The organism is Shinella daejeonensis (assembly GCF_024281235.1).
Classification (GTDB): domain Bacteria; phylum Pseudomonadota; class Alphaproteobacteria; order Rhizobiales; family Rhizobiaceae; genus Shinella; species Shinella daejeonensis.
In genome coordinates, this window is the sequence record NZ_JAHWXY010000003.1 from 247,254 (window position 1) to 264,135 (window position 16,882).

At 63.7% G+C, this 16,882-nt stretch carries 15 protein-coding genes; 7 read left to right on the forward strand and 8 right to left on the reverse strand.

Annotated features, from left to right (window positions below; genetic code table 11):
* The first annotated feature begins 235 nt into the window (after window positions 1–235).
* Complete coding sequence (locus KYK29_RS11810) at window positions 236–721, forward strand: MarR family winged helix-turn-helix transcriptional regulator (RefSeq protein ID WP_254691091.1); 486 nt, start codon at window positions 236–238, stop codon at window positions 719–721.
* A 69-nt stretch (window positions 722–790) separates the two neighbouring features.
* Here KYK29_RS11810 and KYK29_RS11815 read toward each other — a convergent pair whose 3' ends face one another.
* The 5 genes from KYK29_RS11815 to clpP form a co-directional block, all read right to left on the reverse strand.
* Complete coding sequence (locus KYK29_RS11815) at window positions 791–2,983, reverse strand: esterase-like activity of phytase family protein (protein ID WP_254691092.1); 2,193 nt, start codon at window positions 2,981–2,983, stop codon at window positions 791–793.
* Window positions 2,984–3,249: 266 nt separating this feature from the next.
* The gene (gene hupB / locus KYK29_RS11820) at window positions 3,250–3,525 is read right to left on the reverse strand and encodes a DNA-binding protein HupB (protein WP_254691093.1); all 276 of its coding nucleotides are present in this window, start codon (window positions 3,523–3,525) and stop codon (window positions 3,250–3,252) included.
* A 204-nt stretch (window positions 3,526–3,729) separates the two neighbouring features.
* Entirely contained in the window at window positions 3,730–6,153 is a 2,424-nt protein-coding gene (lon, locus tag KYK29_RS11825) for an endopeptidase La (RefSeq protein WP_254691094.1), read from the reverse strand.
* Between the two features lie 313 nt (window positions 6,154–6,466).
* Window positions 6,467–7,744, reverse strand: coding sequence for an ATP-dependent Clp protease ATP-binding subunit ClpX (gene clpX, locus KYK29_RS11830; protein WP_254691095.1), 1,278 nt, complete (start codon window positions 7,742–7,744; stop codon window positions 6,467–6,469).
* A gap of 298 nt (window positions 7,745–8,042) precedes the next feature.
* Window positions 8,043–8,675: an ATP-dependent Clp endopeptidase proteolytic subunit ClpP gene (clpP, locus tag KYK29_RS11835; protein ID WP_254691096.1), complete on the reverse strand. Its 633-nt coding sequence runs from the start codon at window positions 8,673–8,675 to the stop codon at window positions 8,043–8,045.
* Window positions 8,676–8,945: 270 nt separating this feature from the next.
* Between clpP and KYK29_RS11840 the strand changes: the two genes are divergently transcribed.
* A complete protein-coding gene (locus tag KYK29_RS11840; RefSeq protein WP_254691097.1) occupies window positions 8,946–10,205 on the forward strand; it encodes a cytochrome P450 in 1,260 nt (419 codons plus the stop codon).
* A gap of 9 nt (window positions 10,206–10,214) precedes the next feature.
* Here KYK29_RS11840 and KYK29_RS11845 read toward each other — a convergent pair whose 3' ends face one another.
* From KYK29_RS11845 to KYK29_RS11855, 3 genes are all read right to left on the reverse strand, one after another.
* Window positions 10,215–10,559 (reverse strand): cupin domain-containing protein, encoded by a 345-nt coding sequence (locus tag KYK29_RS11845; RefSeq protein WP_254691098.1) that lies wholly within the window; start codon window positions 10,557–10,559, stop codon window positions 10,215–10,217.
* 134 nt (window positions 10,560–10,693) lie between these two features.
* Entirely contained in the window at window positions 10,694–11,977 is a 1,284-nt protein-coding gene (locus KYK29_RS11850; RefSeq protein ID WP_254691099.1) for an O-acetylhomoserine aminocarboxypropyltransferase, read from the reverse strand.
* 102 nt (window positions 11,978–12,079) lie between these two features.
* Window positions 12,080–12,508: a CoA-binding protein gene (locus tag KYK29_RS11855; RefSeq protein WP_254691100.1), complete on the reverse strand. Its 429-nt coding sequence runs from the start codon at window positions 12,506–12,508 to the stop codon at window positions 12,080–12,082.
* Window positions 12,509–12,672: 164 nt separating this feature from the next.
* Here KYK29_RS11855 and KYK29_RS11860 point away from each other — a divergent pair, with 164 nt between their 5' ends.
* The 5 genes from KYK29_RS11860 (at window position 12,673) to argC (ending at window position 16,870) form a co-directional block, all read left to right on the forward strand.
* Window positions 12,673–13,509: an EamA family transporter gene (locus KYK29_RS11860; RefSeq protein ID WP_254691101.1), complete on the forward strand. Its 837-nt coding sequence runs from the start codon at window positions 12,673–12,675 to the stop codon at window positions 13,507–13,509.
* 256 nt (window positions 13,510–13,765) lie between these two features.
* Complete coding sequence (rplM, locus tag KYK29_RS11865) at window positions 13,766–14,230, forward strand: 50S ribosomal protein L13 (RefSeq protein WP_254691102.1); 465 nt, start codon at window positions 13,766–13,768, stop codon at window positions 14,228–14,230.
* Between the two features lie 2 nt (window positions 14,231–14,232).
* On the forward strand, window positions 14,233–14,709 hold the full coding sequence (rpsI, locus tag KYK29_RS11870; RefSeq protein ID WP_254691103.1) for a 30S ribosomal protein S9: 477 nt from the start codon (window positions 14,233–14,235) through the stop codon (window positions 14,707–14,709).
* Between the two features lie 153 nt (window positions 14,710–14,862).
* The gene (speB, locus tag KYK29_RS11875) at window positions 14,863–15,816 is read left to right on the forward strand and encodes an agmatinase (protein ID WP_254691104.1); all 954 of its coding nucleotides are present in this window, start codon (window positions 14,863–14,865) and stop codon (window positions 15,814–15,816) included.
* A gap of 121 nt (window positions 15,817–15,937) precedes the next feature.
* Window positions 15,938–16,870 carry an N-acetyl-gamma-glutamyl-phosphate reductase gene (argC, locus tag KYK29_RS11880; protein ID WP_254691105.1) on the forward strand — a complete coding sequence of 311 codons (933 nt, stop codon included), beginning with the start codon at window positions 15,938–15,940 and terminating at the stop codon, window positions 16,868–16,870.
* The last annotated feature ends 12 nt before the right edge of the window (window positions 16,871–16,882 follow it).

The window sequence follows — 16,882 nt, forward strand, 5'->3', positions numbered from 1 at the left end:
GCGACAATCGCCCCGCCAGGAGCCGGGGTCAATGCCTCCCGCCCGCCGAGACCGCAAACCAGCCGGTTATGCCCGGGAATTCAGCGGCTTGACCCGTCTTCCGACGATCCGCCCGCCCGCATGCGCCCGGCCGCCGCAATCGCGACCGGCCAGACGCCGGCGCCCGGACGGCAAACATCCGGGAATGTCATGGGATAATTTGACATGGTCCCTCACAAAACCTATATTAACCCTCATGAATAAGACGATCGAAATCTCCCAGAGCATGTTCAAACTCTACCATCAGGTCAGCCGCCTGATAAACGAGTGCATGATGGACGAAGGCGTGTCGCTTGCCCGCAGCAAGTTTCTGCTGCTCCTGGAATGCCAGGGACCGCAACGGTCCACCGACATCGCCTCCGCGCTGGGCTTCGCCCCGCGCACGGTCACCGAGGCCATCGACGGGCTGGAGCGGGACAAGCTGGTGAAACGCGCCCCCGATCCGCGCGACCGGCGTGCGAAGATCGTCTCCATCACCGAGACCGGCCGCAACGTGATCTCCGCCGCCCAGCAACCGCAGCACAAGACCATCGAAGCCATCTTCGAGGTTCTCGACGAAACGCAGAAGCAGAATCTCAGCGAGATCATTCATTGCCTCAGCGAGCGCACGGCGGAAGTGCAGCGCGAGCGCGACCGTCGCGCGAACGATTCCACCGTTTCAGCGCTGCGCGCCACCGGCTGACATTCCCCTACCACAAGAAAAGGCCGGGATCGCAGGATCCCGGCCTTTCGTCTGTCGATTTGCCAGCGCTTACATGGCGTTCATCGGGCCGATGCCGAAGAACAGCGTTTCGCCGGAAGAGCCGTCCACGCCGTCATTGTCGGTGACGACATAGCCGTTGCCGGCGGCATCGACGGCGAAGCCTTCCACCTTGTCGACGACATAGCCGTTGGTGGCCGACTTGAGGTCGGGAAGGAGATCGCGCACTTCCTCCTTCGTGACCACCGGCAGTTCGCCACCGAGCCCGGCCGGCTTCAGATCGGCGAGCGCGACGCGGTAGATCTTCTTCAGCTTCGCTGCCTGGCCGATAAGGTTGTCCCGCTCGATGATATAGGCGTGATCGCCGTGCACGGTGATTTCGGAAAGACCGACCCAGCCGCTTTCGGTCGTTTCGAGCGGGTAGCGCACCGCGCCCCATTCCCCGGAGGACGGCTTGTAGGAGACGAGCTTCACGAAGCCCTTCTCGTCGTCGCCCCATTCGCGCTGGACGGCCATCCACAGCACCGTGTCGTCACCTTCGCCGACGCTGGTGATACCTTCGAAACCGAAGCGCTTCTCACCGGCGCGAAGCTCGGCGGGAATGGCGATCTCCTTGTCGATCTCGCCCTTGGCGTTCACATGGATGATGGCGTGGCTGTAGAGCTTGTCGGCATCGCCCTCGTTGGCGAGCCAGAAGCCGCCCTCGCCATCCGTCGTCACGCCTTCGCTGTCGAGCTTCTGCGCGGCGGCGCCGTTGCGGGTGATGCGCAGCGCGTCGACGATCCGCGCCGGCTTCGCGGTGGCGTCGATCGTGAAGATCGTCGGCTGCGAGGCGTAGAAGGAGTCGTTCACCGCATGGAGCATGCCGGGCTTGTCCTTCATCGGAGCAAGACCCGAAAGCGCGCCGAAGCCGATCAGCTCGCCGTCCTTTTCGGTGGAAACGAGTTGCGGATAGGCCATCTCCCCTTCCGCGCGCTCATAGATCATGACGTGCGAGCGGGCGCCGCCGTCCTCGACGAGATCGGTCTCATTGGCCGTCACGAAGAGATTGCGGCCCGGGATGGCGACAGCGCCTTCCGGACCCACGCCCGACGGCAGAAGCTGGAGAAGTTCAGGCTCCGCGCCGGTGTCCTTGTAGACGCCGACGATCGAGGCGCGTTCCGCCAGCACGAAGAACAGATTGTCGTCACCGAACGTCGCGGCTTCCAGGCCTTCCGGCTCGACGCCCTTCTTGTTGCGCTTGTCGGGGTAGTGACCGATCTTCGCGATCTCGCGTTCGAAGCCGGCGCCGTTCTCGTAAAGAACCTGGCCTTGCCGGTCGAAGATGGTGAAGCCGCGCGCGCCGCCCTTCCAGTCGCCTTCATTGGCGACGACCAGACGGTCGTCATCCAGCCACTTCACGGCGTCCGGCTCGCGGGCGAGACCTTTCATCTCGCCGGTGAACGTCAGCGCGCCATCCTTCTTCGTGTCGATGCCTTCGAGGTCGACCGTGCCGGCGGAGAAATGGCTCTTCACCGTGCCGGTCCTGCCGTCGATGATGACGATATGGTTGTTTTCCTGAAGCGTGAGCGCGATCTCGTCGCGACCGTTGAAGTCGACGAATTCGGGCTCGGGATCTTCCGGCGCGACATCCGCCAGACCGGTCAGCGGCACATGCTTCAGGCTGGCGCAGTCGACGACGCCATCCTTCAGCGAAACGATCACCAGATCGCCGGCCGGCATCTGCGGCAGTCCGCCGTCGCCAAGGTCTTCGTCGCGCTCGTTCTCGATGGCGACCGCGGCGAGCGTGCCGTCCCTGGAGACCGCGATGGAATCCGGCTGGCCGCCGAGATCGCAACTGTTCTCGACCGTCCTGCCGGCGATGTCCACGGTTGCCAGCATGCCGGAAGGCTTGACAAAGCTTTCGCGCGTATTGACGGCGACGAGCGCCTTGCCGCCGACCACCGCCACCGACGTCGGCTCGCCGGAAAAGGAAACGATTCCGGCGGGCTTCGGCGCTCTCGGATCGGCGATATCCACAAAACCGATCGCCTTCAGCGGGCTGTCGGAATAGACGAGCATCGCGCCATCGGGTGTGGCGACGATGATTTCGGCGGAGGTCGCGGTCGCGGCATCCGTGCCCTGCGGCAGGTTGTCGGCGACCGGGAAGGAGGCGATGCGGTTAAAGACGGGCTCGGCCGCGGCCGGGGCGACCGATGCCGCCAGTACGGCCGCGAGCGCGGCGATCAGGGAACGGGTTTTCACGAAAATCTCCGGATCCGGTTTCTGGGAACCCGGCGGTTCTGCGCTCCCCCTGTAACAGGGGGATGACAATGCCCCCCAATCCCCGGAAATGAAAAAGGGGCCCGGCGAAAGCCGAACCCCGATCCCGGTAAACGAGCCTGGCGGCGGAGTGGGAGCCGCCGTTTCGTGCGGCACCGCCATCGCCGTATATGCATCCGGTGGGGCGCCGGCCATCCGCATGCCGTCGGGCGGCCCGCAGTCCCGGCAACCCCGCGCCGAAGAAGGGATCAGCTGTTGACGGCGTCCTTCAGACCCTTGCCGGCCGAGAATTTCGGCACGTTGCGCGCCGGGATCTCGATTTCGGCGCCGGTCGAGAGATTGCGGCCCTTGGAGGCTTCGCGACGCGAAACGGAGAAATTGCCGAAGCCGACCAGACGAATGTCGCCGCCCTGCTTCAGTTCCGACTGGATGGTTTCGAAAACGGCGTCGACTGCCGACGCGGCATCGGTCTTGGACAGACCGGACTTCTCTGCAACCGCGGAGACGAGTTCATTCTTGTTCATGTTTCCACCCCTTTCATTCGGTTCGAAACGACTCATGACAAGTCCGGGGCAGAATACGCATCGGCTTTTCCCTCGCAACCGAATTTCGGCTGCATCCCTTGGGAATCCGGGCTTTTCGCACGATTTTCCATAAAAAAGGCCGGCACAATGGCCGGCCTTTTTCCATTCTGAGGCAAAATCGGGCGATTTTCGCGCCCTTGCCCGTTAGTGGGCGATCGCGCCGGTTCCGTCGTCGGCGGATTCGACCGGAGCGACCTTGGCCGCCTCCATCGATGCGTCCCACTCGATCGGTTCGGGCTTGCGCAGCAAGGCGTGCTCGATGACCTCACCCATGCGCGAGACGGGAACGATCTCCATATTGTTCTTCACATTGTCCGGAATATCCGCCAGATCCTTGGCGTTTTCTTCCGGGATCAGCACCTTCTTGATGCCGCCGCGCAGAGCGGCGAGCAGCTTTTCCTTCAGGCCGCCGATGGGAAGAACCCGGCCCCGCAACGTCACCTCGCCGGTCATCGCGATGTCCTTCGACACCGGAATGCCGGTCATGATGGAGACGATGGCGGTCGCCATGGCGATGCCGGCCGACGGACCGTCCTTGGGCGTCGCCCCTTCCGGAACGTGCACATGGATATCGGTCTTGTCGAAGCGCGGCGGCTCGATGCCGAAATCGACAGCGCGCGAGCGGACGTAGGAGGCCGCCGCCGAAATCGATTCCTTCATCACGTCCTTCAGGTTGCCGGTCACCGTCATCCGGCCCTTGCCGCCCGGAAGGCTGACGCCCTCGATGGTGAGCAATTCGCCGCCGACTTCCGTCCAGGCGAGCCCCGTGACGACGCCGACCTGATCCTCGCGCTCGGCTTCGCCGTGGCGGAAGCGCGGAACGCCGAGGAAGTCGTGGATGTTGTCCGCCGTCACCTCGACCATCTTCGTCTTGCCCTTGATGATCTCGGTCACCGCCTTGCGGGCGAGCTTCATCAGTTCGCGTTCGAAGTTACGGACGCCGGCCTCGCGGGTGTACTGCTGGATCACCGCCATCAGCGCGCCGTCCGTGACGGAGAATTCCTTCGGTTGCAGCGCGTGGTCGCGGATCGCCTTCGGCAGCAGGTGACGCTTGGCGATCTCCAGTTTCTCTTCTTCCGTATAGCCGGCGATGCGGATCACTTCCATGCGGTCCATCAGCGGCGCCGGGATATTCAGCGTGTTCGCCGTGGTGATGAACATCACGTTGGACAGGTCGTATTCGACTTCCAGATAGTGGTCCATGAAGGTCGAGTTCTGTTCCGGATCGAGCACCTCGAGCAGGGCCGAAGACGGATCGCCGCGGAAATCCATGCCCATCTTGTCGATCTCGTCGAACAGGAAGAGCGGGTTGGACTTCTTCGCCTTCTTCATCGACTGGATGACCTTGCCGGGCATCGAGCCGATATAGGTGCGGCGATGACCGCGGATCTCGGCCTCGTCGCGCACGCCGCCGAGCGCCATGCGGACATACTCGCGGCCGGTCGCCTTGGCGATCGACTTGGCAAGCGAGGTCTTGCCGACGCCGGGCGGGCCGACGAGGCAAAGGATCGGACCCTTGATCTTGTTCGAGCGCGCCTGCACGGCCAGATATTCGACGATGCGCTCCTTGACCTTGTCGAGGCCGAAATGATCCTCGTCGAGGATCTTCTCGGCGTTGTTGAGGTCGGTCTTGATCTTCGACTTGCGGCCCCACGGGATGCCGGTCAGCCAGTCGAGATAGTTGCGCACGACGGTGGCTTCCGCCGACATCGGGCTCATCTGGCGCAGCTTCTTCAGCTCGGCGTCCGCCTTCTCGCGCGCTTCCTTGGAAAGCTTGACCTTGGCGATCTTCTCTTCCAGCTCGGCCATCTCGTCGCGGCCGTCCTCGCCGTCGCCGAGCTCCTTCTGGATGGCCTTCATCTGCTCGTTGAGATAGTATTCGCGCTGGGTCTTCTCCATCTGGCGCTTGACGCGCGAACGGATACGCTTTTCCACCTGGAGAACCGAGATCTCGCCTTCCATGAAGCCGAGCGCTTTTTCAAGCCGCAGCTTGACGCTCGTCGTCTCCAGCATTTCCTGCTTCTCGACGATCTTGATGGAGAGATGCGACGCGACCGTATCGGCAAGCTTCGAGTAATCCTCGATCTGGCTCGCGGCGCCGACGACCTCGGGCGAAATCTTCTTGTTGAGCTTCACATAGTTCTCGAACTCGGAGACCACCGAGCGCGACAGCGCCTCGATCTCGACCGGGTCCTCCTCCGGCTCGGCCAGCACATGGGCCACCGCCTCGTAGAACTCCTCGCGATCGGTATAATTGTCGATCTCCGCGCGGGCGCGGCCCTCGACCAGCACCTTGACGGTGCCGTCGGGCAGCTTCAGCAGTTGCAGCACATTGGCGACGGTGCCGATGCGGTAGATCGCATCGGTTTCGGGGTCGTCGTCGGAGGCGTTGATCTGGGTCGCAAGCATGATCTGCTTGTCCGTGCCCATCACTTCCTCGAGCGCGCGGATCGACTTCTCGCGGCCGACGAACAGAGGCACGATCATGTGGGGGAAAACCACGATGTCGCGAAGCGGCAGGACCGGGAATGCGGTGCTCTCTGGCGGCGCGGACGTCTTCTTCGTCATTTCAATTCCTTTCAAACGTCCCGTTTCCGGGAACCGGGCCGGCCGGATCGCCAGCGCTTGCCCGATATGCCTAGTCCACCCACAAGTGGCGTTCTGTTAACACTTTTTCAAGCCCGCCACCTGGCCGCTCCAGCTTCGACCGAACCGTAAAGGATACCCTAGTCCGCCGCGCTGTCGCGGGCCTTGCGCCGGTCATGCCGAAACGGCCGGCCGTTGCCGCAGCCCTGCCCCGGCGGCCAGCGGGCCGGCCGCAAAAGCCAAGGATAAAACGAAAAGACCCGCCGGCGGCGGGTCCTTCCGGATCGACCGACCGTCAGGCCGAAGCGGTGGTCTTCTCTTCCCCGCGTTCGGAATAGATGTAGAGGGGGCGGGCCGATCCCTTGACGACTTCATCCGAGATGACGACTTCGCGCACGCCTTCCAGCATCGGCAGCTCGAACATCGTGTCGAGCAGGATCTTCTCCATGATCGAACGCAGGCCGCGCGCGCCGGTCTTGCGGACGATCGCCTTGCGGGCGATCTCGCGCAGCGCATCCTCGTGGAAGGTCAGTTCCACGTCCTCCATCTCGAACAGGCGCTGGTATTGCTTGACCAGCGCGTTCTTCGGTTCGGACAGGATCTGGATCAGCGCATCCTCATCGAGGTCTTCCAGCGTCGCCAGGACCGGCAGGCGTCCGATGAATTCCGGAATGAGACCGAATTTCACCAGGTCCTCCGGCTCGAGATCGCGCAGCACTTCGCCGACGCGGCGCTCTTCGGGCGCGCGCACCGTCGCGCCGAAGCCGATCGAGGTCTTCTCGCCGCGAGCGGAGATGATCTTGTCGAGACCGGCGAAAGCGCCGCCGCAGAGGAACAGGATGTTCGTCGTATCGACCTGAAGGAATTCCTGCTGCGGGTGCTTGCGGCCGCCCTGCGGCGGAACGGAGGCCACCGTGCCTTCCATGATCTTCAGAAGCGCCTGCTGCACGCCCTCGCCCGATACGTCGCGGGTTATCGACGGATTGTCCGACTTGCGCGAGATCTTGTCGACCTCGTCGATATAGACGATGCCGCGCTGCGCGCGCTCGACATTGTAGTCGGCGGCCTGAAGCAGCTTGAGGATGATGTTCTCGACATCCTCGCCGACATAGCCGGCCTCGGTCAATGTCGTGGCGTCGGCCATCGTGAAGGGCACGTCGATGATCCGCGCCAGCGTCTGGGCAAGATAGGTCTTGCCGCAACCCGTCGGGCCGACCAGCATGATGTTGGACTTGGCCAGTTCCACATCGGTGCCCTTGGCGGCATGCGCCAGGCGCTTGTAGTGGTTGTGCACCGCCACCGACAGGATGCGCTTGGCCTGCTGCTGGCCGATGACATATTCATCAAGGACCTTGATGATCTCCTGCGGCGTCGGAACGCCATCGCGGGATTTCACCATCGAGGTCTTGTTCTCCTCGCGGATGATGTCCATGCACAATTCGACGCATTCATCGCAGATGAACACGGTCGGGCCGGCAATCAGTTTGCGGACCTCGTGCTGGCTCTTGCCGCAGAAGGAGCAGTAAAGGGTATTCTTGGAGTCGCCGCCGTTGCTGCCGCTGACCTTGCTCATATCACTTTCCTTCCAGCACACCGCTCATTCCGCGGGGAACGACCGGACCACTCAAACCGCCTTGCGGGAAGCGCTTGCGCAAAAGCGCATCCCTGGAAGGCTCCGGAGGTACTGACCGGCGCCGGGCCATGCCCTTGACCGGTGGCAACGAATCCCCCGACGAACTGACAAATGCTAGGTGGTTACACATCAACATAGCATTAATGCCCAATATTAACGGCTTTGCCGCCCGGATAAAGCCCCACGAGCATTACAAATGCGTCACATTTGTGCGTTGCCGTACACAAAACCTTGATTCTCACGCGCTCTCGGCGCCTTCGACCGCCTCGCGGCTGGTGATGACGCGGTCGACAAGCCCCCAGTCCTTCGCCTCGTCGGCGCTCATGAAATGGTCGCGGTCGAGCGTCTGCTCCACTTCCTCGTAGGTGCGGCCGCAATGCTTGACATAGACTTCGTTCAGCCGGCGCTTCATCTTCAGGATGTCGCGGGCGTGACGGTCGATATCCGACGCCTGGCCCTGGAAGCCGCCGGACGGCTGGTGCACCATGATGCGGGCGTTCGGCGTGGCGAAGCGCATGTCCTTATGGCCGGCGGCCAGCAGCAGCGAGCCCATGGACGCGGCCTGGCCGATGCACAGCGTGGAGACGGCCGGCCTAATGAACTGCATCGTATCGTAGATCGCCATGCCGGAGGTGACGACGCCGCCCGGCGAATTGATATAGAGCGCGATTTCCTTCTTCGGATTCTCGGCTTCGAGGAAGAGAAGCTGCGCGCAGACGAGCGTGGCGATATGATCTTCCACCGGGCCGGTGAGGAAGATGATGCGCTCCTTGAGGAGGCGCGAATAGATGTCGTAGGAACGTTCGCCGCGGTTGGTCTGCTCAACGACCATAGGCACCAGAGCCATGGCGGTATCTACGGGATTTGTCATATCAATCCTTCATCTCAAGTGGCCCTGAAACCCGCCGCGCGGGTTGGGAATCAGCAAATTTCATCTCCCTTACATAGAGGTTCCGCCCTGCCCACTTCAAGACGGGCGCGCGTTTTGCGGCGCTCTATGCCACAATGGGGTTAACCGGCGCGCCAGCAGAGGAGGATTTCCACAATTGCCTCCGGCGCAGGGCGCTCCGGACCGGCGGATTTCGCCCCGGGTGCGCCGCCGCGCTTTCCCGCCGCAGCGAAATCCGCTAGGCCTTCGGCCATGACCCAGTCCGTGATCCAGCCCCTGCCCTTTCTCTCCATCGACCCGGCCAGCCGCGCGGTTTCGCTCGACGGACGCAACCCGGAGTTCTACGCCGATCCCAATCCGGTCTATGCGGCGCTGCATGCGCACTGCCCCACCTTCTACTGGAAGGAGCAGCGGCTCTGGACCTTCACCGGTTACGACCAGGTCAACAGCCTCTTGCGCGACCGCCGTTTCGGACGGCAGATCCTGCATGTCGCCAGCCGCGAGGAACTCGGCCTGCCGGACCCCTCGCCGCACCTGAAGAATTTCGACGCGGCGGAGGCCTGGTCGCTGCTGGAGATCGAGCCGCCGGAACATACCCGGCTGCGCACGCTCGTCAACCGCGCCTTCGTGTCGCGCCAGATCGAACGGCTGACGCCGGAGATCGCCACGCTTTGCCACAATGCGATCGACACGTTCGAAAAGGACGGGCGCGTGGAGCTGTTGTCGGCCTTCGCCGATATATTGCCGGTCACGATGATCGCCCGGATGATCGGCATTCCCGAAGAAATGGGGCCGCAACTCCTGAAATGGTCGCACGACTATGTGCGCATGTATATGTTCGGGCGGACGCAGGACGACGAACGGGCCGCCGACCGGGCGGCAGCCGAATTTTCCGCCTATGTGCGGGACGTCATCGCCCGGCGGCGGGCGGAGCCGCGTGACGACCTGCTCTCGCATATGATCCATACGGAGCATCGCGGGCAGCTGCTCACCGAGGACGAACTGGTCTCGACGACGATCGTGCTGCTCAACGCCGGCCATGAGGCGACGGTGCACCAGATCGGCAATGCCGTGCGCACCCTCCTCGAAAGCGGTCTGGCGCCCGCCGCTTTCTTCTCCGACGCGAAAGCGACGGAACGCACGATCGAGGAATGCCTGCGCATCTCCGCGCCGGTCCATATGTTCCAGCGCTGGGCGCTGGAGGACGTGGAACTCGACGGCGTCCCGTTCCGTCGCGGCGACAGGGTGGCGATGATCCTGGCCGCGGCCAATCTCGATCCGAAGAAATTCACCGATCCGCTCGCCTTCCGGCCGGATCGCGACGAAGGCCCGAATGTCTCCTTCGGCGCGGGCATTCATTTCTGCATCGGCGCGCCGCTGGCCCGGCTCGAACTGAACGTCGCCCTGCCGATCCTGTTTGCGCGGCTGCCGGGTCTGAGGATTTCGGAAAAGCCGGTGGTGAAGGACGTCTACCACTTCCATGGACTGGAGGCGCTCCACCTCGAATGGTGAGAGACCGGATCAAAGACGGATGACATAATCCTTGCGAGTCGTTTCAATGACTTCCCAGGTTCCCTTGAAGCCGGGTCTGAGGATCATCCGGTCTCCGGCCTTGAGGTAAAACGTCTCGCCGGTTTCGCAGGTCACGACGGAGCGGCCTTCGAGGATGTGGAAATATTCCCACTCGTCGTATCGAATGCGCCATTTCCCCGGCGTCGATTGCCAGATCCCGGCATAGAGGCCGCCCTCGGCCTCCTCGATATTCCAGGTGGTGAAAACCGGATCGCCGGCGATCAGCCGGTCGGTGGCCGGCCGGCCCTCTTCCGGCGCGATGCCCGAAATATCGAAATCCGCTGCCTTGCTCATGACCGCCCTCTTTTCCGCGCCCACAGGGATTGCCCGAAAGACATCTCCCCTCCCTCCCGGCGGAAGAAGGGGAGAGCGTCCTCACGCAATCGATGTTTCCGGGCCGGCAGGATAAGGCCGCCCCGGCTTTCGCATCAGGCCTTGGCCAGCGATTGCTCCAGGTCGGCGATGATGTCGGCCACATCCTCCAGCCCGACGGAAAGCCGCACGACTTCCGGTCCCGCCCCGGCGGCCGCCAGTTGCTCCTCGTTGAGCTGGCTGTGGGTGGTGGAAGCCGGATGGATGACCAGCGAACGGGTGTCGCCGATATTGGCAAGGTGCGAGAACATCTCCAGCCCCTCGACGAAACGCTTGCCCGATTCGTAGCCGCCCTTGAGGCCGAAGGTGAAGACCGCGCCGGCGCCCTTCGGCGAATAGCGCTGCTGGAGCGCGTGGTTCGGATCGTCTTCAAGGCCCGGATAATTGACCCAGGACACCTTGTCCTGTCCCTTCAGCCATTTGGCAACGGCAAGCGCATTGTCGCAGTGACGCTGCATCCTGAGCGGCAGCGTCTCGATGCCCGTCAGGATCTGGAAGGCGTTGAAGGGCGAAATGGACGGGCCGAAATCGCGAAGCCCCAGCACCCGGCAAGCGATGGCGAAAGCGAAATTGCCGAAGGTCGCATGCAGCACCATGCCGGCATAATCAGGCCGCGGCTCGGAGAGCGCCGGATACTTGCCGGAGGCCGACCAGTCGAAGGTGCCGCCGTCGACGATGACGCCGCCCATGGAATTGCCGTGGCCGCCCATGAATTTGGTGAGCGAGTGCACGACGATATCGGCGCCGTGCTCCAGCGGGCGCAGCAGATAGGGCGTCGCCATGGTGTTGTCGACGATGAGCGGCAGGCCGTGGCGATGCGCGATCTCGGCAATGCCGGCGATATCGACGAAGGTTCCGCCGGGATTGGCGAGGCTCTCGACGAAGATCGCCTTGGTCTTGTCGTCGATCTGGCTTTCGAAGCTCGAAAGATCGGCCGGATCGGCCCAGCGCACATGCCAGTCGAAGGACTTGAAGGCATGGCCGAACTGGTTGATCGATCCGCCGTAGAGGCGGCGTGCGGCGATGAAGTTCTCGCCGGGGCGCATGATGGTGTGGAAGACGAGAAGCTGCGCGGAGTGGCCCGAGGCGACGGCGAGCGCCGCCGTGCCGCCTTCCAGCGCCGCCACCCGTTCTTCCAGAACCGCCTGCGTCGGGTTCATGATGCGGGTATAGATATTGCCGAACGCCTGGAGGCCGAAGAGCGAGGCGGCGTGATCCGTATCGTTGAATACGAAGCTCGTCGTCTGGTAGATCGGCGTGGCGCGCGCGCCGGTCGTCGGATCCGGTTGCGCGCCGGCATGGATGGCGAGCGTTGCGAATCCGGGTTTCTTCGTGGTCATGAAAGGCCTCCCTCACTGAAGTCGGCCGCACTATTCCAGACCCTTAAAGGCCCGTCAAAGAAAGTTTTTTCATTTCCCATGCCGATCGGGCGAAACGGTGCCTCAACCGATGAGACGCGGAAATTCGATGGCCGGGCAGCGATCCATCACCACCTTGAGGCCGGCGGCTTCCGCCGTTGCCGCCGCCGCGTCGTCCCGGACGGAAAGCTGGCCCCAGAGGACCTTCGGCCGCGGCGTCATCGCCAGCGCCTCGTCGACGATCCCCGGCAGCGCCTCCGGCGCGCGGAAGATATCGACCATGTCGACCGGCTCCCTGATGTCGGAAAGACGGGCATGAACCGTCTGCCCGAGGATTTCCTTGCCCGCCTGCCCCGGATTGACCGGGATGACCCGATAGCCCTTGCCAAGCAGGAACGCCATGACCCGATGGCTCGGCCGGTCCGGATTGGGCGACGCCCCGACCAGAGCGATCACCCGGGTATCGCGCAGGACGCCCTCGATATAGGCGTCGGTATAGGTATCGTGTTTCATGGCTCTCCTCCTGCGCTATGCCGGCAGCAGAGCGGCGGGACGCGGCGAAGTCAAGACGCTTGCGGCGGAAGCCTGAGACCGGAAAGAATCGCAATTGCCAAACCATCGCTTTCAGAGAATGGTACGGGCATCTTCCCACAGCTTCCGTCCTGCCGAGGTCCCGATTGCCCCTTGACGTCCTCTTTCTCGTGCTGTTCGGCGCGGCCCTGCACGCCACCTGGAACGCCATCGTCAAGGCGGGGACGGATAAATCGCTCGACGCGGCGATGATCGCGCTTGGCGCGGGCGCGGTGGGCCTCGTCTTCCTGCCCTTCGTGCCGCTGCCCGCCCCCGGAGCCTTTCCGTTCATCCTCGTCTCGGCCTTTCTACAGTTCGCCTATTTCCAGCTTGTCGCCGCCGCCTATCGCGCCGGCGACATCGGTCTCGTCTATCCGCTGATGCGCGGCGGCGCGCCGCTGATCGTCGCGGCAACGAGCGGGCTCGTGCTCGGCGAACATCTTTCCACGGCGTCCATGGCCGGCGTCCTGGTGATCTCGCTCGGCGTCCTGACGCTCGCCTTCGAATCGCGCCATGGCGACCGGCGCGCGGTATTGCTGGCGCTCGCCAATGCCGTCGTGATCGCCACCTATACATTCGTCGACGGCGCCGGCGCGCGCATTTCGGGCAACGCGATCTCCTACACACTGTGGATGTCGCTGCTGCCGCCCGTCCTGCTGTTCGGCTGGGCGGTTTTCCGGCGCGGCGCGGCTGCGGTCCGCCACCACGTCCGCCACAACTGGCGGCGCGGCCTTTTCGGCGGCGCGGGCTCCATCGCCTCCTACGGGCTGGCGCTCTGGGCGATGACAAAAGCCCCCGTCGCCACCGTCGCGGCGCTACGGGAAACGGCGATCCTCTTCGCGCTGCTGATTTCCGTCTTCATCCTGCGGGAAAAAGCGAGCGTCTGGCGCTATCTCGCCGGCGGCGTGATCGCGGCCGGCGTCCTGGTGCTGAAGCTCGCATGAACCGTCACGGCCGTTCCAGATCGGAATAATTTGAGGTATCAGAATACCGCAATACTAAGCTTTTGTTTTCATTTGATTATTATTACAAAGCCCCTGATCCGATCACTTGACGTAAAATCCATGCGCCCTTATAAGCCGCACGGATCGGGGTCCGCATCGGGCTCCGGTCTTTCTTGAGGTCCCCGGACACTCAAGCCAAGCAACAAGAAACGCCCGATCCCGCAAGGGCCTGGGTTCCAAAGAAAGAGCACTTCCCATGGCAACCTTCGTACAGAAGCCCGCCGAGGTAGAGAAGAAGTGGATCCTCATCGACGCCGAAGGGCTCGTTGTCGGTCGCCTCGCTACCCTCATCGCCAATCGCCTGCGCGGCAAGCACAAGGCCACCTTCACGCCTCACGTCGACGACGGTGACAACGTCATCGTGATCAACGCCGAGAAGGTCGCCCTCACCGGCAAGAAGTATTCCGACAAGAAATACTACTGGCACACCGGCTATCCGGGCGGCATCAAGGAGCGCACGGCGCGCCAGATCATCGAAGGCCGCTTCCCCGAGCGCGTCCTCGAAAAGGCCGTCGAGCGCATGGTTCCGCGTGGCCCGCTCGGTCGCCGCCAGATGAAGAACCTGCGCGTCTATGCCGGCCCGAACCATCCGCACGAAGCCCAGCAGCCCGTCGTTCTCGACGTCGCCAAGCTGAACAGCAAGAACACAAGGAGCGCCTGATAATGGCCGATCTCTCCTCGCTCAAGGATCTGGGCGTCACCGGCGAAGCCGCTCCGGCCGCCGCTCCGGTTCACGTCAAGAAAGTTGACGCCCAGGGCCGCGCCTATGCCACCGGCAAGCGCAAGGACGCCGTCGCCCGCGTATGGGTCAAGCCGGGTTCCGGCAAGTTCACCATCAACGGCAAGCCCTTCGACGCCTATTTCGCCCGTCCGGTCCTGCAGATGATCCTGCAACAGCCGATCATCGCGGCGGCCCGTGAAGGCCAGTTCGACGTCGACGCCACCGTCGCCGGCGGCGGTCTTTCCGGACAGGCCGGCGCCGTTCGTCACGGCATCTCCAAGGCGCTGACCTACTACGAACCGGCGCTGCGCGCGGTTCTCAAGAAGGGCGGCTTCCTGACGCGCGACTCGCGCGTCGTCGAGCGCAAGAAGTACGGCCGCGCCAAGGCCCGCCGTTCCTTCCAGTTCTCCAAGCGCTGATTGCGCGCCAGTTCTCCAGGCGCTGATTGCGCCTGCCGAACGAAACCATCGCGAAAGGCCGGGCTTGCCCGGCCTTTCCGTTTTCCGGCCGCCGAAATCCCCTTGCCTTCCTCCCGCCGATTGGCCAACCTCCGGCAAAATCCGGAGAAAGCCATGGCCAACAAGAGCATCGACCACGCCGTCACCGCACGAAGCCTCAAAAGCGCCGCATCGGACCCGACCTATGCCGGCGTGCTGTCCTTCATGCGCCGGCGCTACACGAAGGTGCTGAAGGATGCCGACGCCGTCGTCTGGGGCATTCCCTTCGATGCCGCGACATCCAACCGGCCCGGAACGCGCTTCGGCCCCCAGGCGATCCGCCGCGCCTCGGCGATCATGGACAACGATCCGCAATATCCTTTCGCGCGCGACCTGTTCGAGCACATGGCGGTCATCGATTACGGCGACTGCCTGCTCGACTACGGCAACCATCAGAAAACACCGGCGACCATCGAGCGCGAGGCGCGCAAGATCCTGAAGTCCGGAGCCTATCTGCTGACGCTGGGCGGCGACCATTTCATCACCCTCCCCCTGTTGCGCGCCCATGCCGGGACCTACGGCCCCCTCGCGCTCGTGCAGTTCGACGCCCATCAGGACACCTGGCCGGATGAGAAGGGCCGGATCGACCACGGCTCCTTCGTGGGCACGGCGGTGCGCGAGGGGCTGATCGACCCGACGCGCTCGATCCAGATCGGTATCCGCACCCATGCGCCGGAGGATTGCGGCATCCGCATCGTCTACGGCTACGAGGTGGAGGAGATGAGCACGACCGAGCTTGCCGACACCATCCTGCGTCACGTCGGCCCGGCGCCGGCCTATCTGACCTTCGATATCGATTGCCTCGACCCCGCCTTTGCGCCCGGCACCGGCACGCCGGTCTCCGGCGGCCCCTCCAGCGCGAAGATCCTGTCCGTGCTGCGCAAGCTCGGCGGATTGCAGGTCACCGGCTCCGACGTGGTGGAAGTCTCGCCCGCCTATGACCACGCCGATATCACGGCAATCGCCGGCTCGTCCGTCGCCATGTACATGCTCGGCCTTCGCGCCGAATGGCTGGCCGGGCGGCGTTGAAGCGCATTGAACGCGGCCCGCCGAGGGTCTATATCGGGCCGGGCTTCACGGACAGACCCGTGAAGCCGGCAGGATAGTGCGTTTCCGGCAAATTTCCGGGGTTTTCAGGATTGGACACGAGATGAAACCGAAGATCTTCATCGATGGCGAACACGGAACGACGGGGTTGCAGATCCGCACCCGCATGACCGGCCGCGCCGATGTGGAGCTTCTGTCCATCCCCGAAAGCGAACGCCGCAATGCGGCGCTGCGCGAAGAGCTGCTGAACAGCGCGGATATCGCGATCCTCTGCCTGCCGGACGATGCCGCGCGCGAAGCCGTCGCCATGGTCGCAGGCAACAACAGGCTGCGGGTCATCGACACCTCGACGGCGCACCGCACCGACCCCGACTGGACCTACGGCTTCGCCGAGATGGATCGCGACCAATCCGCGAAGATCGCCGCCGCCAGGCTCGTCGCCAATCCGGGCTGCTATCCGACGGGCGCCATCGGCCTGCTGCGGCCCTTGCGCATGGCCGGGATCCTGCCGGAGGACTATCCCGTGACGGTCAACGCCGTTTCCGGCTATACGGGCGGCGGCAAGCAACTCATCGCCCAGATGGAAGACCCGGCGCACCCCGATCCGCTCGACACGCCGCACTTCCTCTACGGGCTGCCGCTCAAGCACAAGCATGTCCCCGAAATGCAGATCCACGGCCTGCTTTCCCGCGCGCCGCTGTTTTCGCCCTCGGTCGGCCGATTCCCGCAGGGCATGATCGTGCAGGTCCCGCTGCATCTCGCCGATCTTGCGGCAAACGCGTCGCTCGGCTCCATTCACGAAGCCCTGGCCGATCATTACGCCGGGCAGGACATCGTGGAAGTGGTGCGCCTGAAGGACAGCGCCGCACTCGCCCGGATCGACGCCACCGAACTGGCGGATACCGATCGCATGAAGCTCTATGTCTTCGGCACCGCCGGCGCGCCGCACGTCAATCTCGTCGCCCTGCTCGACAATCTCGGCAAGGGCGCATCGGGGGCGGCGGTGCAGAACATGGACCTGATGCTCAAGGGATGAAGGGACAGGCGG

Excerpts from the sequence above, each read along its gene's own strand:
- speB (WP_254691104.1), top strand. The coding sequence starts at position 14,863 with ATGGCCAACAAGAGCATCGACCACGCCGTCACCGCACGAAGCCTCAAA.
- KYK29_RS11850 (WP_254691099.1), bottom strand. The coding sequence starts at position 11,977 with ATGACCACGAAGAAACCCGGATTCGCAACGCTCGCCATCCATGCCGGC.
- rpsI (WP_254691103.1), top strand. The coding sequence starts at position 14,233 with ATGGCCGATCTCTCCTCGCTCAAGGATCTGGGCGTCACCGGCGAAGCC.
- hupB (WP_254691093.1), bottom strand. The coding sequence starts at position 3,525 with ATGAACAAGAATGAACTCGTCTCCGCGGTTGCAGAGAAGTCCGGTCTG.
- KYK29_RS11810 (WP_254691091.1), top strand. The coding sequence starts at position 236 with ATGAATAAGACGATCGAAATCTCCCAGAGCATGTTCAAACTCTACCAT.
- lon (WP_254691094.1), bottom strand. The coding sequence starts at position 6,153 with ATGACGAAGAAGACGTCCGCGCCGCCAGAGAGCACCGCATTCCCGGTC.
- KYK29_RS11855 (WP_254691100.1), bottom strand. The coding sequence starts at position 12,508 with ATGAAACACGATACCTATACCGACGCCTATATCGAGGGCGTCCTGCGC.
- clpX (WP_254691095.1), bottom strand. The coding sequence starts at position 7,744 with ATGAGCAAGGTCAGCGGCAGCAACGGCGGCGACTCCAAGAATACCCTT.
- KYK29_RS11840 (WP_254691097.1), top strand. The coding sequence starts at position 8,946 with ATGACCCAGTCCGTGATCCAGCCCCTGCCCTTTCTCTCCATCGACCCG.
- argC (WP_254691105.1), top strand. The coding sequence starts at position 15,938 with ATGAAACCGAAGATCTTCATCGATGGCGAACACGGAACGACGGGGTTG.
- rplM (WP_254691102.1), top strand. The coding sequence starts at position 13,766 with ATGGCAACCTTCGTACAGAAGCCCGCCGAGGTAGAGAAGAAGTGGATC.
- clpP (WP_254691096.1), bottom strand. The coding sequence starts at position 8,675 with ATGACAAATCCCGTAGATACCGCCATGGCTCTGGTGCCTATGGTCGTT.
- KYK29_RS11845 (WP_254691098.1), bottom strand. The coding sequence starts at position 10,559 with ATGAGCAAGGCAGCGGATTTCGATATTTCGGGCATCGCGCCGGAAGAG.